General features: G+C 74.8%; 14 protein-coding genes. 7 read left to right on the top strand and 7 right to left on the bottom strand.

All coding sequences use genetic code 11. The annotated features are described in order from the left end of the window. The first annotated feature begins 136 nt into the window (after positions 1 to 136). The 3 genes from AB0Q99_RS00625 (at position 137) to AB0Q99_RS00615 (ending at position 5169) form a co-directional block, all read left to right on the top strand. Positions 137 to 1735, top strand: a complete 1599-nt coding sequence (locus AB0Q99_RS00625) for a 4-coumarate--CoA ligase family protein (protein WP_363566993.1) — start codon at positions 137 to 139, stop codon at positions 1733 to 1735. 181 nt (positions 1736 to 1916) lie between these two features. Further along, a complete protein-coding gene (locus AB0Q99_RS00620; RefSeq protein WP_363566991.1) occupies positions 1917 to 2537 on the top strand; it encodes a TetR/AcrR family transcriptional regulator in 621 nt (206 codons plus the stop codon). A 151-nt stretch (positions 2538 to 2688) separates the two neighbouring features. Then, positions 2689 to 5169 carry a SpoIIE family protein phosphatase gene (locus tag AB0Q99_RS00615; RefSeq protein WP_363566989.1) on the top strand — a complete coding sequence of 827 codons (2481 nt, stop codon included), beginning with the start codon at positions 2689 to 2691 and terminating at the stop codon, positions 5167 to 5169. A gap of 72 nt (positions 5170 to 5241) precedes the next feature. On the opposite strand, the gene AB0Q99_RS00610 is transcribed toward AB0Q99_RS00615, so the two are convergent. From AB0Q99_RS00610 to AB0Q99_RS00580, 7 genes are all read right to left on the bottom strand, one after another. Next, positions 5242 to 6876 carry an MFS transporter gene (locus AB0Q99_RS00610; RefSeq protein ID WP_363566987.1) on the bottom strand — a complete coding sequence of 545 codons (1635 nt, stop codon included), beginning with the start codon at positions 6874 to 6876 and terminating at the stop codon, positions 5242 to 5244. Then, positions 6873 to 7499, bottom strand: coding sequence for a TetR/AcrR family transcriptional regulator (locus tag AB0Q99_RS00605; RefSeq protein WP_363566985.1), 627 nt, complete (start codon positions 7497 to 7499; stop codon positions 6873 to 6875). Before AB0Q99_RS00605 ends, AB0Q99_RS00610 begins: the two co-directional genes overlap by 4 nt. A gap of 155 nt (positions 7500 to 7654) precedes the next feature. Beyond that, a complete protein-coding gene (locus AB0Q99_RS00600; RefSeq protein WP_363566983.1) occupies positions 7655 to 8047 on the bottom strand; it encodes a cell division protein SepF in 393 nt (130 codons plus the stop codon). A gap of 295 nt (positions 8048 to 8342) precedes the next feature. Further along, a complete protein-coding gene (locus AB0Q99_RS00595; RefSeq protein ID WP_363568163.1) occupies positions 8343 to 8825 on the bottom strand; it encodes a DinB family protein in 483 nt (160 codons plus the stop codon). A gap of 142 nt (positions 8826 to 8967) precedes the next feature. Continuing rightward, a complete protein-coding gene (locus AB0Q99_RS00590; RefSeq protein WP_363566981.1) occupies positions 8968 to 9672 on the bottom strand; it encodes a VTT domain-containing protein in 705 nt (234 codons plus the stop codon). Positions 9673 to 9735: 63 nt separating this feature from the next. Continuing rightward, positions 9736 to 10506: a dienelactone hydrolase family protein gene (locus AB0Q99_RS00585; RefSeq protein ID WP_363566979.1), complete on the bottom strand. Its 771-nt coding sequence runs from the start codon at positions 10504 to 10506 to the stop codon at positions 9736 to 9738. Positions 10507 to 10597: 91 nt separating this feature from the next. Beyond that, positions 10598 to 11839 carry an MFS transporter gene (locus AB0Q99_RS00580; protein ID WP_363566977.1) on the bottom strand — a complete coding sequence of 414 codons (1242 nt, stop codon included), beginning with the start codon at positions 11837 to 11839 and terminating at the stop codon, positions 10598 to 10600. 171 nt (positions 11840 to 12010) lie between these two features. On the opposite strand from AB0Q99_RS00580, the gene AB0Q99_RS00575 reads away from it, so the two are divergent. The 4 genes from AB0Q99_RS00575 (at position 12011) to AB0Q99_RS00560 (ending at position 15014) form a co-directional block, all read left to right on the top strand. Further along, positions 12011 to 13240, top strand: coding sequence for an ROK family transcriptional regulator (locus AB0Q99_RS00575; protein WP_363566975.1), 1230 nt, complete (start codon positions 12011 to 12013; stop codon positions 13238 to 13240). A 119-nt stretch (positions 13241 to 13359) separates the two neighbouring features. Next, positions 13360 to 13776: a helix-turn-helix transcriptional regulator gene (locus AB0Q99_RS00570; RefSeq protein WP_363566973.1), complete on the top strand. Its 417-nt coding sequence runs from the start codon at positions 13360 to 13362 to the stop codon at positions 13774 to 13776. 93 nt (positions 13777 to 13869) lie between these two features. Next, positions 13870 to 14307, top strand: coding sequence for a hypothetical protein (locus AB0Q99_RS00565; protein ID WP_363566972.1), 438 nt, complete (start codon positions 13870 to 13872; stop codon positions 14305 to 14307). Continuing rightward, on the top strand, positions 14304 to 15014 hold the full coding sequence (locus AB0Q99_RS00560; protein ID WP_363566970.1) for a glycerophosphodiester phosphodiesterase: 711 nt from the start codon (positions 14304 to 14306) through the stop codon (positions 15012 to 15014). Before AB0Q99_RS00565 ends, AB0Q99_RS00560 begins: the two co-directional genes overlap by 4 nt. The last annotated feature ends 45 nt before the right edge of the window (positions 15015 to 15059 follow it).

The raw sequence follows: 15059 nt of genomic DNA, 5'->3' as shown, positions 1-15059 counted from the left end.
GGGAGCAACTGTGCCCTCGAGCTCCGGCCCCGGTTCCCCACAATGGCCCAGCCTCCCCCCTGACTGTCCGTATGCTCCTGAACACACCCGCGCAGACATTTTGTTGCCGCGTCAACTTCCTTACTGGAGGCACACCTTGGTGTTCCGAAGCGAGTTCCCGGACGTCCCCCTGGTCGACCTGCCGATCCACGACGCGGTCCTCGGCGCCGCGGCCCGGTACGGCGACCGGCCGGCCCTGATCGACGGCCTCACCGGGGAGCGCGTCAGCTACGCGCAGCTCGCCGCCGCCGTCGAGCGGGTCGCCGCCGGACTGGCCGGGTCAGGGGTGCGCCGGGGCGACGTGCTGGCCCTCTTCAGCCCCAACTCGATCGCCTACCCGATGGCCTTCTACGGCGCGACCCGGGCCGGCGCCACCGTGACCACCATCTCCTCGCTGGCCACCCCCACCGAACTGGCCGGCCAGCTGCGCGACAGCGGCGCCCGCCGGCTGCTCACCGTCTCTCCGTTCCTGCCCACCGCCCGGACCGCCGCCGACCTGCTCGCCGAGCAGGGCCACCCGCTCACCGAGATCCTCGTCCTGGACGGCGCCGACGGCCACCGCTCGCTCGCCGACCTGCTGGCGACCTCCGGCCCCGCGCCCGAGGTCGCCATCGACCCGGGCGAGGACCTCGCCGTGCTGCCGTACTCCAGCGGCACCACCGGCCTGCCCAAGGGCGTCATGCTCACCCACCGCTCGATCGCCACCAACCTCGCCCAGTGCGACGCCCTCTACCGCCCGGCCGAGGGCGAGCGGGTGCTCGCCGTCCTGCCGTTCTTCCACATCTACGGCCTCGCGGCGCTGCTCAACCAGCCGCTGCGCTGCGGCGCCACCGTGGTCGTGCTGCCCCGCTTCGACCTGGAGCAGTTCTGCCGCGCCGTCGAGGAGCACCGGGTGCAGGCCCTGGTGGTGGCGCCGCCGATCGCCCTCGCCCTGGCCAAGCACCCGGCCGTGGAGCGGTTCGACCTCTCCTCCGTCGACTACCTGCTGTGCGCCGCCGCCCCGCTGGACCACGAGCTCGCCGACGCCTGCGCCCGGCGCCTGGGCCTGTCGCACCTGCTCCAGGGCTACGGCATGACCGAACTCTCCCCGGTCACCCACGTCGTCTCGCCCCGGGAGGACGAGCCCTCCCGCGGCTCGGTCGGCCGGATGGTCCCCTCCACCGAACTGCGGGTCTCCGCGCTGGACGGCTCCGACGGGGACCTCGGCGCGGGGGAGCGCGGCGAGCTGCTGATCCGCGGCCCCCAGGTGATGAAGGGCTACCTCGGCCGCCCCGCCGAGACCGCCGCGGTGATCGACGCCGAGGGCTGGCTGCACACCGGCGACGTCGGCTACGTGGACGAGCGCGGCTACCTGCACATCGTCGACCGGGTCAAGGAACTGATCAAGTACAAGGGCTACCAGGTCGCCCCCGCCGAGCTGGAGGCCGTGCTGCTCGGCCACCCGCAGATCGCCGACGCCGCCGTGATCGGCGTCACGGACGCCGACGGCACCGAGTGTCCCAAGGCCTTCGTGGTCCGCGCCCCCGGCAGCGGACTGACCGCCGAGGAGGTCACCGGGTACGTCGCCGGGCAGGTCGCCCCGTACAAGAAGGTCCGGGCGGTGGAGTTCGTGGACGCCGTCCCCAAGTCCGCGGCCGGCAAGATCCTCCGCCGCGAACTGCGCGCCCGCGAGGCCGCACGCGCGGCCGTGGACTGAACGGGCGACCACCGGGCGGGCGCGCCGGTCGCCGACCGGGCCGACGGCCGTCGGACGGGTGCACCGCCGTCCACCGACCGGGCGCGCCGCCGTCGACCCGGACCCCGACCGGCGCGCACCGGCGCCCGTCTGTGAGGATCGACCCGCCGCGCCCCCACCGGAACAGGAGCCGCCCGCCGCCATGCCCAGCCACGCCGCCGCCCGCACCCCCCGGCAGGACCGCAGCCGCGCGACCAGGGCCCGGCTGCTCGCGGCGGCCGTGGACTGCCTGGCCGAACTCGGCTGGAACGGCTCCACCGTCACCGTCGTCGCCGAGCGCGCCGGGGTCTCCCGGGGCGCCGCCCAGCACCACTTCCCGACCCGCGAGGACCTCTTCACCGCGGCCGTCGAGCACGTCACCGCCGAGCGGCTGGCCGCCGTCCGCGCCCACGCGGACGAGCTGCCGGCCGCCGGCCCCGACCGCACCCGCGCCGTGGTCGACATGATCGTCCGCCTCTACACCGGCCCGCTGTTCCGCGCCGCCCTGCACCTGTGGACCGCCGCCGCCACCGAGGAGGCGCTGCGCGAGCGGATCATCGCCCTGGAGGGACACGTCGGCCGGGAGGCCCACCGGGCCGCGGTGGAGTTCCTGGACGCCGACGAGAGCCGCCCCGGGGTGCGCGAATCGGTCCAGGCCACGCTGGACCTCGCCCGCGGACTCGGCCTGGCCAACCTGCTCACCGACGACAGCCTGCGCCGGTCCGGAGTGATCCTGCAGTGGGCGGGCGTTCTGGAGAGTACGCTGCGCCCGGTACGCCCATGACGCCCGTACACCCGGAGCGGCCGGACAACTCCTGACCAAGGGGTCGCCGGGCGGCCGATGTCCGTGCAGTCTGGAGAAGAACCCCGGCCGGCACGGACCGCGAAGCCGCCCACCCGGCCGGGCACGAGCCGAACCGGGGTGCTGCCTGATCATGGACGGACACGAGTGGGACGCGACCGACGCCGCCGGCCAGGCACCGGGCGGCACCTCGGTACGTCCGGCGGGGGAACGTCCCGAAGGCCACCGGCTCGTCCCGCTCGCGACGGCCCTCCTCCAGGACGACGGCCTGATCCTGCACTGGAGCGAGGACGCCGAGGCCCTGCTCGGCTACACCTCCGAGGAGGCCGTCGGCAGCTACGCCGCCCAGCTGCTCACCGACGACAGCGACCGCGCCGAGGTGCTGGACCTGTTCGAACGGATCATGGGCGGCACCGGCTGGTCCGGCGTCTTCCCGGTCCGCCACCGCGACGGCCACAAGGTCGACCTGGAGTTCCGCACCTACCCGATCGCCGGACCGGCGGGCACCCTGCTGCTGCTCGCCACCGCCTCCGACACCCGCGCCCTGCACGCCGTCGAGGCCGACCTCGCGGTGCTGGACGGCATCTTCGGCCGCTCCCCGATCGGCATGGCCGTCTACGACACCGACCTGCGCTACGTCCGGCTCAACGAGGCACTCGCCCGGATGAACGGCGTCCCGGTCGCCGCCCACCTCGGCCGCCGGATATCCGCCGTCCTGCCCGGCATCAACAGCGCCGAGATCGAGCAGATCATGCGGCTGGTGCTCCGGACCGGCAAGCCCGTGGTGGACGCCCGCTCGCACGGCCGGGTCCCCGGCGACCCCAAGCGGGACCGCGCCTGGTCCGCCTCCTACTTCCGGCTGGAGGACTCCACCGGCCGGGTCTTCGGCGTCTGTTCGTCGATCATCGACGTCACCGAGCGCTTCCAGGCCGAGGCCCGCGCCGCCCGGGCCCAGGAACGGCTCGCCACCATCGCCGAGGCCACCGCGCGGATCGGCACCACCCTCGACCTCCAGCGCACCGCCGAGGAACTGATCGAGGCCGTCGTCCCCCGGTTCGCCGACTTCGCCACCGTCGACCTCCTGGAGCCGGTGCTACGCGGAGCCGAACCCACCCCGATCCGCTCCGACCGGACCGTCACCCTGCGCGCCGTCGCCGTCGGGGAGTCCTACGAGACCGGCCTCGCACACGCCGTCGACGTCGTCGGCGAGACCTCCGAGTACGCCCCCGACCGCAGCTACACCCAGTGCCTGCGCAGCGGGAAGCCGCTGCTGCGGGCCAGCGTGGACGAGGAGGTGCTGCGCGGACTGGTCTCCAGCGACGACCGGGTGGCCCCCGGGATGGCGGCGGGCATCCACTCGTACCTGATGGTGCCGATCACCGCCCGGGGCATGGTGCTCGGCGGCTCCGAGTTCATCCGGATGCGCAACCCCGAGCCCTTCACCGCGGCCGACGTCGCCCTCGCCGAGGAACTGGTCGCCCGGACCGCGCTGGCCCTCGACAACGCCCGGCTCTACCGGCGCGAGCGGGAGACCGCGCTCACCCTGCAGCGCAGCCTGCTGCCGCAGGAGGTGCACCGCACCCTCGGCCTGGAGATCGCCTACCGCTACCTGCCCAGCAGCGTGGTCAGCGAGGTCGGCGGCGACTGGTTCGACGTGGTGCCGCTGTCCTGCGGGCGGGTCGCCCTGGTGGTCGGCGACGTGATGGGCCACGGCATCCGGGCCGCCGCCACGATGGGCCAGCTGCGCACCGTGGCCCGGACCCTCGCCACCCTCGACATGCCGCCGGAGCAGGTGCTCACCCGACTGGACGAGACCGCCTCCGGCATCGGCGAGGGCCAGTTCGCGACCTGCATCTGCGCGGTCTACGACCCGCTGGAGCGCACCGTCCAGGTCGCGTCGGCCGGGCACCTGCCGCCGGTGCTGGTCGCCCCCGACGGCACGGCCGAGCTGGTCGAGGTGCCGCCCGGGGTGCCGCTGGGCGTCGGCGGGGTGGCCTTCGAGTCGATCGAGTTCGACATCCCCGAGGGCGGCATGGTCGCGCTCTACACCGACGGCCTGGTCGAGCGGCGCGGCCAGGACCTGGACATCGGGATCGACCTGCTGGCCCGCACGCTCTCCGGGCCCGGCCGGACCCTGGAGGAGAGCTGCGACGCCGTCCTCGGGGCGCTGGTCACCGACGGCACCGAGGACGACATCGCGATGATCATGGCGCGGGTGCTGCCGCTGCCCGCCGACCGGATCGCCACCCTCCCGCTCAGCGGCGGCGGCCGGCTGCCCGGCAGGGCCCGCCGCTTCACCCGCGCCACCCTGGAGGCCTGGGGGCTGTCCGGGCTCACCGACTACGCCGAACTGCTGGTCAGCGAGCTGGTCACGAACGCCCTGCTGCACGCCGACGCCCCGCGCCGGCTGCGGTTGTTCCGCGACCGGGTGCTCACCCTGGAGGTCTCCGACGCCGGCGGCCAGACCCCGCAGCTGCGCCCTTTCGCCGAGCAGGACGAGGGCGGGCGCGGGATGTTCCTGGTCAACGAGCTGGCCCAGCGCTGGGGCAGTCGGCTCACCCGGGACGGCAAGGTGGTCTGGGCCGAGCTGGAGCTGCCGTTCGGGGCGCAGTAGCGGCCGTCCGGTGACATGGGAACGGCCGTTCTCGTCAGGAGAACGGCCGTTCCTCCCGGACGTCCGGCGGGGTCACACCCGGATCTGCTCCGCGGAGCCGACCGGGGCCCCGGCGGCTGCGCCGGTGTCGGCGACGTCGGGGGCGTCGGTGTCGGCGGCGTCGGTGGCGGCAGCGGCGGCCGACCCGACCGGGCCGGTCGCTCCCGTCGGGGCGGAGAGCCCGCGCAGCAGGCGCCAGGCCATCACGGACGCGCCGACCAGCAACGCGGCGGCGAGCAGTCCGGCGCTGTTCATGCCGCCGACGAAGACCTGCTTCGCGCTCGCCAGCAGCGGCTGCGCCAGCTCCGGCGGCAGGCCCTGCGCCGTCTCGACCGCCGAGCCCAGCGACTCGCCGGCCCGCGCCGCGGCCGCCGGGTCCGTCCCGGCCGGGACGGCCAGGCCGTTCGCGTAGATCGAGCCGACCACCGAGCCGACCAGGGCGATGCCGAGCGCGGTGCCCAGCTCGTACGCCGTCTCGGAGACCGCGGAGGCGGCCCCGGCCTTGTCGGCGGGCGCGGCGCCCAGCACCAGGTCGGCGCCGAGCGTGTAGACCACGCCCTCGGCCGTCCCGACCAGCAGGAAGGAGGCGGCCAGCAGCAGGTAGGTGGTGTCCTGCTCCAGCCAGCCGAGCGCGCCGACGCCCAGACCCATCGCCAGCAGACAGGCCGTCAGCGCCGTGCGGGCGCCGAAGCGCCGGGCCACCCGGGCGGTCAGCAGGCCGCCGACCACCGAGCCCGCGAAGGCCGGCAGCTCGGCCAGGCCCGCCTGCAGCGGCTGGTAGCCGCGGACCAGCTGCAGGTACTGCGAGACCACGAAGATCACGCCGGAGAGGCCGACCAGGGAGATCAGCGAGGCCGACACCGCCGCCGTGAACCGCCGGTCGCGGAACAGCCGGACGTCGAGCAACGGGGTCTCCAGCCGCAGCTGGCGGCGGACGAAGACGGTCAGCGCGGTGGCGCCGAGCACGAAGGCGACCGGTACGTCCCAGCGGCCCACACCGTGCGCGGCCGCCTCCTTGATCGCGTACACCACGCCGATCACCCCGGCCATCGACAGGACCACGCTCAGCACGTCCCAGCGGCCCGGCTTCGGGTCCCTGGACTCCGGCAGCAGCCAGGCGCCGAGGCCCAGCAGCAGGAGCAGCACCGGGATGTTCAGCAGGAAGACCGAGCCCCACCAGAAGTGCTCCAGCAGCACCCCGCCGACCACCGGTCCGAGCGCGGCGCCGGCGGTGGCGGCCGCGCCCCAGATGCCGATCGCGGTGGCCCGCTCCCGGTCGTCCGGGAAGAGACCGCGGATCAGCGACAGGGTGGACGGCATGATCGTCGCCCCGGCGACGCCGAGCAGCGCGCGGGCCAGGATCAGCCAGCCCGCGCTCGGCGCGTAGGCGGCCAGCAGCGAGGCCGCGCCGAAGGCGGCGGAACCGGCCAGCAGCAGCCGCTTGCGGCCGATCCGGTCGCTCAGCGCGCCCATGCTGACCAGCAGGCCGGCCAGGACGAAGGAGTAGGAGTCGCCGATCCAGAGCAGCTGGGTGCCGCTGGGGCGCAGCGTCTCGCTGATCGACGGGATGGCGAGGGAGAGGACGGTCGCGTCCAGCGCGACCACGGTGACGGCCAGGACGAGGACGGCGAGGCCGGTCCAGCGCTGGCGGGCGGTCAGGGAACTCATGGCGTATCGGTGTCCGGTCTGCAGTCAGAGGTGCTGCGGTCCGAGGTGCTGTGGGTGGTGGGGGCGGGGGAGGGGGCGCTCGGCCTGCGCAGCGCGCCCCCGAGGAAGAGCTCGGTCAGCGAGAAGGCGGCGTCGCGCGGGGCGAGCCGGCCGTCCTGGATGGACCAGCCGACGCCGGCGACCAGGTCGAAGAAGGCCTCGCTCAGCCAGGCGGCGCTGAGCTCGATGCGGAACACGCCCTGCTGCTGGCCGCGCAGGAAGAGCGCGTGCAGCCGGGCGATCTGGAGCTCCCAGAGGTCGTTGATGTCGTCGTTCTCGTAGAGCTGGTTCTCGCCGGCCAGGAAGGCGCAGAGCATGGCGTCCGGGACCGAGGCGTGCACCAGGCGGCGCAGCGCGGCCTCGGCGTCGCCCTCCTCGACCCCGGCGGTGTCCAGCGCGGCGGCGAACCGGCGCAGGCCGAGCAGGCCGACCTCGCGGATCAGCGCCTCGCGCCCCGGGAAGAGCCGGTGCAGGGTGGCGCGGCTGATGCCGGCGGCGCGCGCGATCTCGTCCAGGTGGGCGGTCGGGCGGCGGGAGAGCACGCCGACGGCGGCTTCGAGGACGGTGTCGCGATCGGTGGCCATGAATCGAGTCTAGTTCATGTGAGACGTGGATGTCTCAGAATTAAATCCGGCGTCTCATATGTCCTGCGGAGCTGCGGGTGTCCGGGCAGCAAAAAACCGGGGACGGTGGGTACCGTCCCCGGTCGGGGCTGCCGTGGCGCCCTCGGCGCCGCGGCTCAGCTCTGGTTGTAGAAGCCGGTCTCGTCGAGCGGCCGGTCGATCACCGTGACCTCGACCTCGGCCGGGGTGAGCAGGAAGACCCGGCGGGCGATCCGCTCGATGCCGCCCCGGGTGCCGAAGATCAGCCCGGAGGCGAAGTCGACCATGCGCTTGGCCTCGGGCTCCGCCATCTCGGTCAGGTCCATGACCACCGGGATGCTCGCCCGGATGTGCTCACCGACCGTGCGGGCCGCCTCGAAGCCCGTGGGCCGCAGGGAGACGATCTTCGCGGGCGCGGGGACGGACGGCGCCGTCTCCTGGTCCACCCACTCGTCGTCGTACACCGCGGCCGGGTAGTTCCCCGAGGGCATCAGCCACCCGTTGTGGTGCTCGTCGCGAAGTGCTCCCATGCCGCGCCTCCCTGCCTCGTCCCGTCCTGGTCCCCCGGGGTCGCGTGCCCTTTTTGACACGTCATCCACTCGTCGGAACTGTCCGAGTATCGCACTGTTCACCGGTCCCGTGCCCGCTCGCGACCCCCGTACGAGTCGTGCCGCGCCGGAAACCCGGGCGGACCCGGGCAAAGAGAGCAGACGCGGTGCGGCATCGTACGGTTGCGCGCGTAGACCATATCGGTCACGGTCACCGCTTAATTGACCTTCTGTCAACAATGCGGAAACGATTTCACCCGAGGGTGCACTCGCGGGTTCACTCGCCGGTCGAACCGTCCACCGCTTCGCGCAGCAGATCGGCGTGGCCGTTGTGTCGCGCGTACTCCTCGACCATGTGGGCGAGGATCCAGCGGAGCGTCACCTCCCGGCCGTGGCGCAGCCGCTTGCCGACGGTGTCGAGCGGCAGGCCGGCCGCCGCGCGGCGGGCGGCGTCGATCTCGGCGCGCCAGGTGGCGAAGTCGGCCGCGACGTCCGCGGTGTCGACCTGGTCGAAGTCGCCGTCCGGCTCGGCCTCGGTCGAGTAGAGGCCGGTGGTGAACTCCGTGCCGAGCAGGATGCTCCGGAACCAGAACCGCTCCACCTCGGCCATGTGCCGGACCAGGCCGAGCAGCGAGAGGGCGGACGGCGGCACGGAGCGCAGGCGCAGCTGGTCGTCGGTCAGCCCCTCGCACTTGCGGGCCAGGGTGCTGCGGTGGAAGTCGAGGAAGGCGGTGAGGGTGGCCGTCTCGTCGACGGCCATCGGCGGGCTCACCCGCGGGTTCTGTTCGGTCATGCGGGCCATCCTGGCGCCCGGCGCCGCACCGGAGCGAACGAATTGTTGCCCGGCGGGGCGGCGGGACGGCGGGGCGGCGGGACGGCGGTGTCGGCGGGGGCGGGGGTGCTCAGGCCGCCGTCGCCCGGCGGCGGGCCCGGGCCGCCCGCCAGAGCCCGGCCGCGCTGCCCAGCCCCAGCAGCGCGATCAGGCCCGCCGACAGCAGGAACGCCGCCGACCCGGGCCGGCCCGAGCTGGCCGCCGCCGTCACGTACACGGCCGTGGTCGGCACCGCGCCGATCGCGGTGGCGAGGACGAAGGGCAGGGCGCGGGTGCCGGAGAAGGCGGCGCCGTAGTTGACCGCCTGGAACGGCATGCCGGGCAGCAGTCGCAGCACCAGCACGCTGCGGAACCCCTGCTCGGTGAACCGCCGGTCCAGGGCGCCGAGCACCTTCCCGCGCAGGTACGGGCGCAGCGCGTCCCGGCCGAGCCCCCGGCCGAGCCCGAAGGCCAAGGCGGCGCCCAGCGTGGTGCCGAGCACCGCCAGCGCGACGCCCTGCTGGACGCCGAGCAGCAGCCCGGCCGCCGCGTTCAGCGCCGGCCGGGGCACGAAGGCGAGCGTCCCCACCGCGTAGACCAGGGCGAACAGCGGCCCGAACCAGTACCCGGGCAGCCGGTCCGCGAGCCCGCCGGACAGCAGCTCGGTCGGGTTCCACAGCAGCAGCGACCCGGCCGCCGTGCCGAGCAGCACGAGCAGCAGCGCCGGTCGCCACCAGGGCGAACGCGGCGCGGCGGGGGGTGCGGGGGGTGCGGGGGCGGCATCGGGCTCGGACACCCGCCCGAGCCTAACCGGGGCCGGGAGCCGCCCGGTGGGCGGGCCCGGCGGTCGGTGGGTGGGTCAGCGCGGCCCGGCGAGGAAGGCCAGCAGGCGGTGCCAGGAGTCCCGGGCCGCGCCGGAGTGTTCGGTCGCGGAGAGTTCGAAGAAGTTGTGCGGTGCGCCCGGATAGGTGACGAACTCGTGCGGGCAGCCGGCCCCGGTGAGTGCCGCGTCGAAGGCGTCGACGGCGGCGGGCGGGATGTGCTCGTCGGCGCCGCCCCAGAAGGCGAGGACCGGGGCGGTGAGGCCGGCCGCGAGCTGGGTCGGCCCCGGGGCGCCGTTGATGGCGTCGGGGTAGCCGTAGTAGCCGACCGCGCCGGACAGGCCGAAGCGGGGCGCGGCGGCGCGGAAGGCCTGGCGGCCGCCGAAGCAGAAGCCGAGCGCGACCACCTCGGCCGCTCCGGCGGCGCGCAGCCGGTCCAGCGCGGCCGTGAGGTCGGCGTCCAGCCCCTCCGGGGTGAGCGCGAGCAGGTGGGGGAGCAGGTTCGGCAGCTCGCCGAATTCCGGCGGCCGGTTTCCGGGGGCGGCGCCCGCGGTCCGGCCGTAATAGTCCGGGACGAGTGCCGGATGGCCCTGTTCGGCGAGCCGGGCGGCGACCTGCCGGTAGAACGGGGAAAGGCCCTTGTTGTCCGGCAGGACGAGGACGCCGACCCCGGTGGCGACGTCGGGGCGGGCCAGGAAGGCGCCGAATTCGGTGCCGTCCGCCGAGGTCAGGGTGAGTGGTGCGGCCTCGGCCAGGGGCCGGCGGGCGGGGGAGAAGGCGGGCGGGGCGGCGTCCGGGTCGTAGCACACGGGAATCCCTCTCGCGGATCGCGAAAACCGCCGGGCGCGGCTGCGCCCGGCGGTCGGAAGATTAGCGGGGAATTCCCTCGGTAATTCACGATCATATCGTGGAGAGATCTTTTCCGGAAGGCTTTTTCGATTCCGGTGCGGTCACGGTTTCGCCGGTGGGATTCCGTTCGGCCAGCCGCAGTGCTCCGGCGCTCAGCAGCAGTGCGAAGGCGAGGGCGGTGACCAGGCCGAAGGAGACGGTCAGTGAGGTGGCCTGGGCGAGGGCGCCGATGACCGCGGGGGCGATCAGGCTGGAGGTGTACGTCACGGTGGCGACGCCCGCGATGGCCTGGCTGGCGTTGCTGCCGATCCGGCCGGCGGCGGCGAAGGCGAGCGGGACGATGACCGCGATGCCGACGCCGATCAGTGCGAAGCCGGGGATGGCCAGCGCCGGGCGGTCGGCGGCGACCACCAGCAGGCCGCCGAGGGTGGCGACGGCGCCCCCGAGCCGGGTGGTGCGGACGGCGCCGAGGCGACGGATCGCGACGTCCCCGGCGAGGCGGCTGACCGCCATGGTGAGCGAGAAGGCGGTGTAGGAGGCGGCGGCGACGGTGGCCGAGGCACCGGTGACGTCCCGCAGGTAGACGCCGCTCCAGTCCATCGAGGCGCCTTCGGCGAAGACCGCGCAGAAGCCGACCAGCCCGATCACCAGCGAACTGCGCGGCGGCAGCGCGAACCGCGGCGGCTCCTCCGCGCCCTCGGGTGCCCGCAGGTCGGGCAGGCCGCGGCAGACCGGCTGGGCGAGGGCGAGCAGCACCAGCGCGGTGACGGCCAGCTGCAGCCGGGCGTCGAGGTCGAGGTGGGCGGCGAGGATGCCGAAGCCGGAGGCCAGCAGGCCGCCGGCGCTCCACATCCCGTGCAGGCCGGACATGATCGAGCGGCCGAGCCGTTCCTCGATCTCCACGCCCTGCGCGTTCATCGCGACGTCCGCCATCCCGGCGGTGGCCCCGTACACCAGGAGCGCCGCGCACAGCACCGGCAGGGAGGGGGCGAGCGCGGGCAGGGCGAGGGTCAGGCACCAGAGCGCGATCAGGCCGCGCACCGCCGCGCGGCCGCCGTAGCGGTGGACGAAGCGGCCGGCCAGCGGCATGGCGAGGGAGGAGCCGACGGCGGGCATGACCAGGGCCAGTCCGAGCTGTCCGGTGGACAGGTCGAGGCGGTCCTGGAGCCAGGGGATGCGGGTGACGAAGCTGCCGCCGACGGCGCCGTGCACGCCGAAGACCAAGGCGATGCTCGCCCGGGCCCGGCGCGGGGCGGTCAGCGGTTCCGGTGGTGGTGCGGTGGTGCGGGTCATCGGCGTTCCCTCCCGGTCGCGCGGTGCGGGCGCGACCGTGCCCTGTGGGTGGCCTTGCTGGCGGGTCGAGCGCAGGTGCGTGCGGCCCGAGCGGCACGCCGCTCGTCCGGATGGTTCGATAAACTATCAGGAAGGGACCCTGATAAAAATACTCTGGAAGGATGATCGGCCATGACCACCGTGCGTACGGCCACGCCGAGCACCGCCCGGGCGATCAACGACCGGCTGGCGCTCAACCTCCTGCTCGAACAGGGCCCCCTGACCGCGACCGAGCTGCGCGGCCTCACCGGCCTCTCCCGGCCGACCGTCGCCGACCTGCTCGAACGTCTCCAACGCACCGGCCTGGTGGCCGTCGTCGGCGAACGCGGCGAACAGCGGCGCGGCCCGAACGCCCGGGTCTACGCGCTGGTCGCCTCCCGGGCGCACCTCGCCGCCTTCGACGTCCGCGCGGGCGGCGTCAGCCTGGTCGTCGCCGACCTCGCCGGCCGCGTCCTCGCCACCGCCGAGGTCACGGTCGAGGAGGACGGCGGGCCCGAGGCCGCCGCGGCGATCACCGCCACCCTGCTGGAGACCGCGCGCGGCGCCGGCGTCGAGCGGCTGCACACCGTCGCGGTCGGCGCCCCCGGTCTGGTCGACCCCGCCACCGGGCGGCTGCAGAGCACCGGCAAGCTCCCCGGCTGGCACGCCGAACTCCTCGCCGCCCTGGAGGAGTTGCCCGGCACCGAGGTGATCCTGGAGAACGAGGTCAACCTGGCCGGGCGGGCCGAGTACCGGGTCGGCGCCGCGCGCGACCGCGACACCTTCGTGCTCCTGTGGCTCGGCCACAGCGTCGGCGCCGCCGTCATCCTGGACGGACGGCTGCGCCGCGGCTTCTCCGGCGGCACCGGCGAGATCTGCTTCCTGCCCGTCCCCGGCACCGTCGGACTGCCCCGTGCCGACAGCTGCGAGGGCGGCTTCCACGACCTGGTCGGCAGCGTGGCGGTCTGCGCGCTGGCCCGCGAGCACGGGCTGCCGGCCGGCGCCGCCGGGGACGCCCCCGCCGCCGAGGCCGCCGTCCGGGCGGCGGTCCAGACGGTCGCGGCGGCCGGGGCGGAGGCGGAAGGGCCCGAGGGCGAGGCAGCGGAGGCGGGTGGACGCTTCCTGGACGAGCTGGCCGAGCGGATCGCCATCGGCGCGGCCAGCGTCTGCGTCGTGCTCGACCCCGGCTGCGTGGTGCTCGGCGGGGAGATCGGCCGGGCCGGCGGCGCCGCGCTGGCCCGCCGGGTGGAGCGCCGACTGGCCCGGCTCTCCCCGCTGAGCACCGAGGTGCGGGCCGGCACGGCGGGCGGCGGCGCGGTGCTCGCCGGGGCGGTGCTGACCGCCGGGGACGCGGTGCGGCGGGACCTCTTCGGCGAGCCGTAGCCGTCCGCGCCGTCCGCGGCAGCCCTCGCTTTCCCCTCGCCGCACCCGGTACGGCAGGATGGCGGCGGGGGCGCGCACTGCCAGGACCCTGTCCCTCGAACCACCGTCAGGAGTCGCTCATGGGCCAGCCCGAGGCGCCGGCCAACCCGTACCGCATCGGCGAGGCCGCGGCACTGCTCGGCGTCAGCGCCGACACCATGCGGCGCTGGGTGGACGCCGGGCGGCTCGCCGCCGCGCGGGACGAGCACGGGCACCGGATCATCCCCGGCGCCGAGCTCGCCGCCTTCGCCCGCGAGCTGGCGCGGCCGGAGAACGCCGAGGCCGAGGGCCGCCCGTCCTCGGCCCGCAACCGCTTCCCGGGGATCGTCACCGGCGTGGTGCTCGGCGACGTGGCCGCGCAGGTGGAGATCCAGGCCGGGCCGTTCCGGGTGGTGTCGCTGATCAGCCGGGAGTCGGCGGAGGAGCTGAACCTGGTCCCCGGCGCACCCGCCACGGCGGTCATCAAGTCCACCAATGTGATGATCGAGCGGCGCTGACGCCCGCCGACCACGCCCGGAAACCCGACCGGTCCCGGAACGCCGACCGGTCCCGGAACGCCGACCGGGCCCGGAACCGAACGAGAGGCCCGGATGCCACCTCCGCACCTGCCGACCACCCAGAGCGCCGTACGGGCGATCGAGGCGGTGGCGGACCGGCACGGCCGGACCGTCCGCGCCCAGCACGACATCGGCCACGACCGGACCTTCGCCGGCCTGGTCGGCCCGGGCGAGGAGTCCGCCGGGCTCCCGCACGAGGCGCTGCTGGAGTTCGACGGCAGCCCGGCGGTCGTCGTCCGGCTGTTCACCCACGACGAGGTCACGGTGACGGTCGAGGGCATCGCCTTCGACGTCGACCGCGACCGCGTCCCGGGTTTCCTGAACGCGCTCTGGTCCGGCCTGGTGCACCTGAGGGTGCGCACCTTCCCGCCGTCCAGCACGTTGATCGTCACCGTCCCCGGGGAGCCGAGTCACCGCGAGCACGTCGGCGTCCACGACCTCACCCCCTGGCTCGCGGGGAGGATCCGATGAGCACCCACCACAGCCCCCGGGTACGGGCCGTCGCCCACCGCGGCGACCCGTACCGCCACCGCGAGAACACCCTGCCCTCGGTCGAGTCCGCGCTGTCCGCCGGCGCCGACGCCGTCGAGGTGGACGTCCAGCTCACCCGGGACAAGGTGCCCGTCCTGCTGCACGACCGCACCCTGGAACGGCTCTGGGGCGACCCGCGCCCGATCGACCGGGTCACCGCCGAACAGCTGGACGAGCTGCGGCAGGGCCCGCTCGCCGTCCCCACACTGGCCGAGGCGATCAAGGCGGTGACGGCCGTCGAGGGCCGCACGCTGCTGATCGACCTGGACGAGCCCGGGCCGGCCGCCGCCACCTGGTCCGCGGTCACCGCACTCGGGGCCGAGCGGCACGTCGCCTTCTGCGGCCCCGTCACCGCGATGCTCGCCGTGCGCGAGCTGACCCCGGACGCCGAGATCGCGCTCACCTGGAAGCAGCCGCGGATGCCCGTCCGCACCCTGCTGGACGACCTGCGCCCGCGCTACCTCAACCCGCCGTTCGGCCTGGTCACCCCCGCGTTCACGGCCGCCGCCGCGGACGCCGGGCTGGACGTCTCCACCTGGACCGCCGACCTGCGCCGCACCATGCGCCGGCTGTGCGACACCGGGGTCGCCTCCATCACCACCAACCGGATCGGCGTGCTGCGCTCGGTGCTGGACGGCCGCCGGTGACGGCACCGGAGCCGTGCCGGGGCGGCTCGCGCGGGGGCTGCTGAC

It is taken from the genome of Kitasatospora sp. NPDC086791, assembly GCF_040685975.1.
Lineage (GTDB): Bacteria > Actinomycetota > Actinomycetes > Streptomycetales > Streptomycetaceae > Kitasatospora.
The sequence above is the reverse complement of the archived record's forward strand: the minus strand, read 5'-3'. Positions and strand labels throughout refer to the sequence as shown.

What these genes read in the sequence shown, in the direction of transcription:
- AB0Q99_RS00620 (WP_363566991.1), top strand. Translation starts at nt 1,917, where the DNA reads ATGCCCAGCCACGCCGCCGCCCGCACCCCCCGGCAGGACCGCAGCCGC.
- AB0Q99_RS00615 (WP_363566989.1), top strand. Translation starts at nt 2,689, where the DNA reads ATGGACGGACACGAGTGGGACGCGACCGACGCCGCCGGCCAGGCACCG.
- AB0Q99_RS00610 (WP_363566987.1), bottom strand. Translation starts at nt 6,876, where the DNA reads ATGAGTTCCCTGACCGCCCGCCAGCGCTGGACCGGCCTCGCCGTCCTC.
- AB0Q99_RS00605 (WP_363566985.1), bottom strand. Translation starts at nt 7,499, where the DNA reads ATGGCCACCGATCGCGACACCGTCCTCGAAGCCGCCGTCGGCGTGCTC.
- AB0Q99_RS00600 (WP_363566983.1), bottom strand. Translation starts at nt 8,047, where the DNA reads ATGGGAGCACTTCGCGACGAGCACCACAACGGGTGGCTGATGCCCTCG.
- AB0Q99_RS00595 (WP_363568163.1), bottom strand. Translation starts at nt 8,825, where the DNA reads ATGGCCGTCGACGAGACGGCCACCCTCACCGCCTTCCTCGACTTCCAC.
- AB0Q99_RS00580 (WP_363566977.1), bottom strand. Translation starts at nt 11,839, where the DNA reads ATGACCCGCACCACCGCACCACCACCGGAACCGCTGACCGCCCCGCGC.
- AB0Q99_RS00575 (WP_363566975.1), top strand. Translation starts at nt 12,011, where the DNA reads ATGACCACCGTGCGTACGGCCACGCCGAGCACCGCCCGGGCGATCAAC.
- AB0Q99_RS00570 (WP_363566973.1), top strand. Translation starts at nt 13,360, where the DNA reads ATGGGCCAGCCCGAGGCGCCGGCCAACCCGTACCGCATCGGCGAGGCC.
- AB0Q99_RS00565 (WP_363566972.1), top strand. Translation starts at nt 13,870, where the DNA reads ATGCCACCTCCGCACCTGCCGACCACCCAGAGCGCCGTACGGGCGATC.
- AB0Q99_RS00560 (WP_363566970.1), top strand. Translation starts at nt 14,304, where the DNA reads ATGAGCACCCACCACAGCCCCCGGGTACGGGCCGTCGCCCACCGCGGC.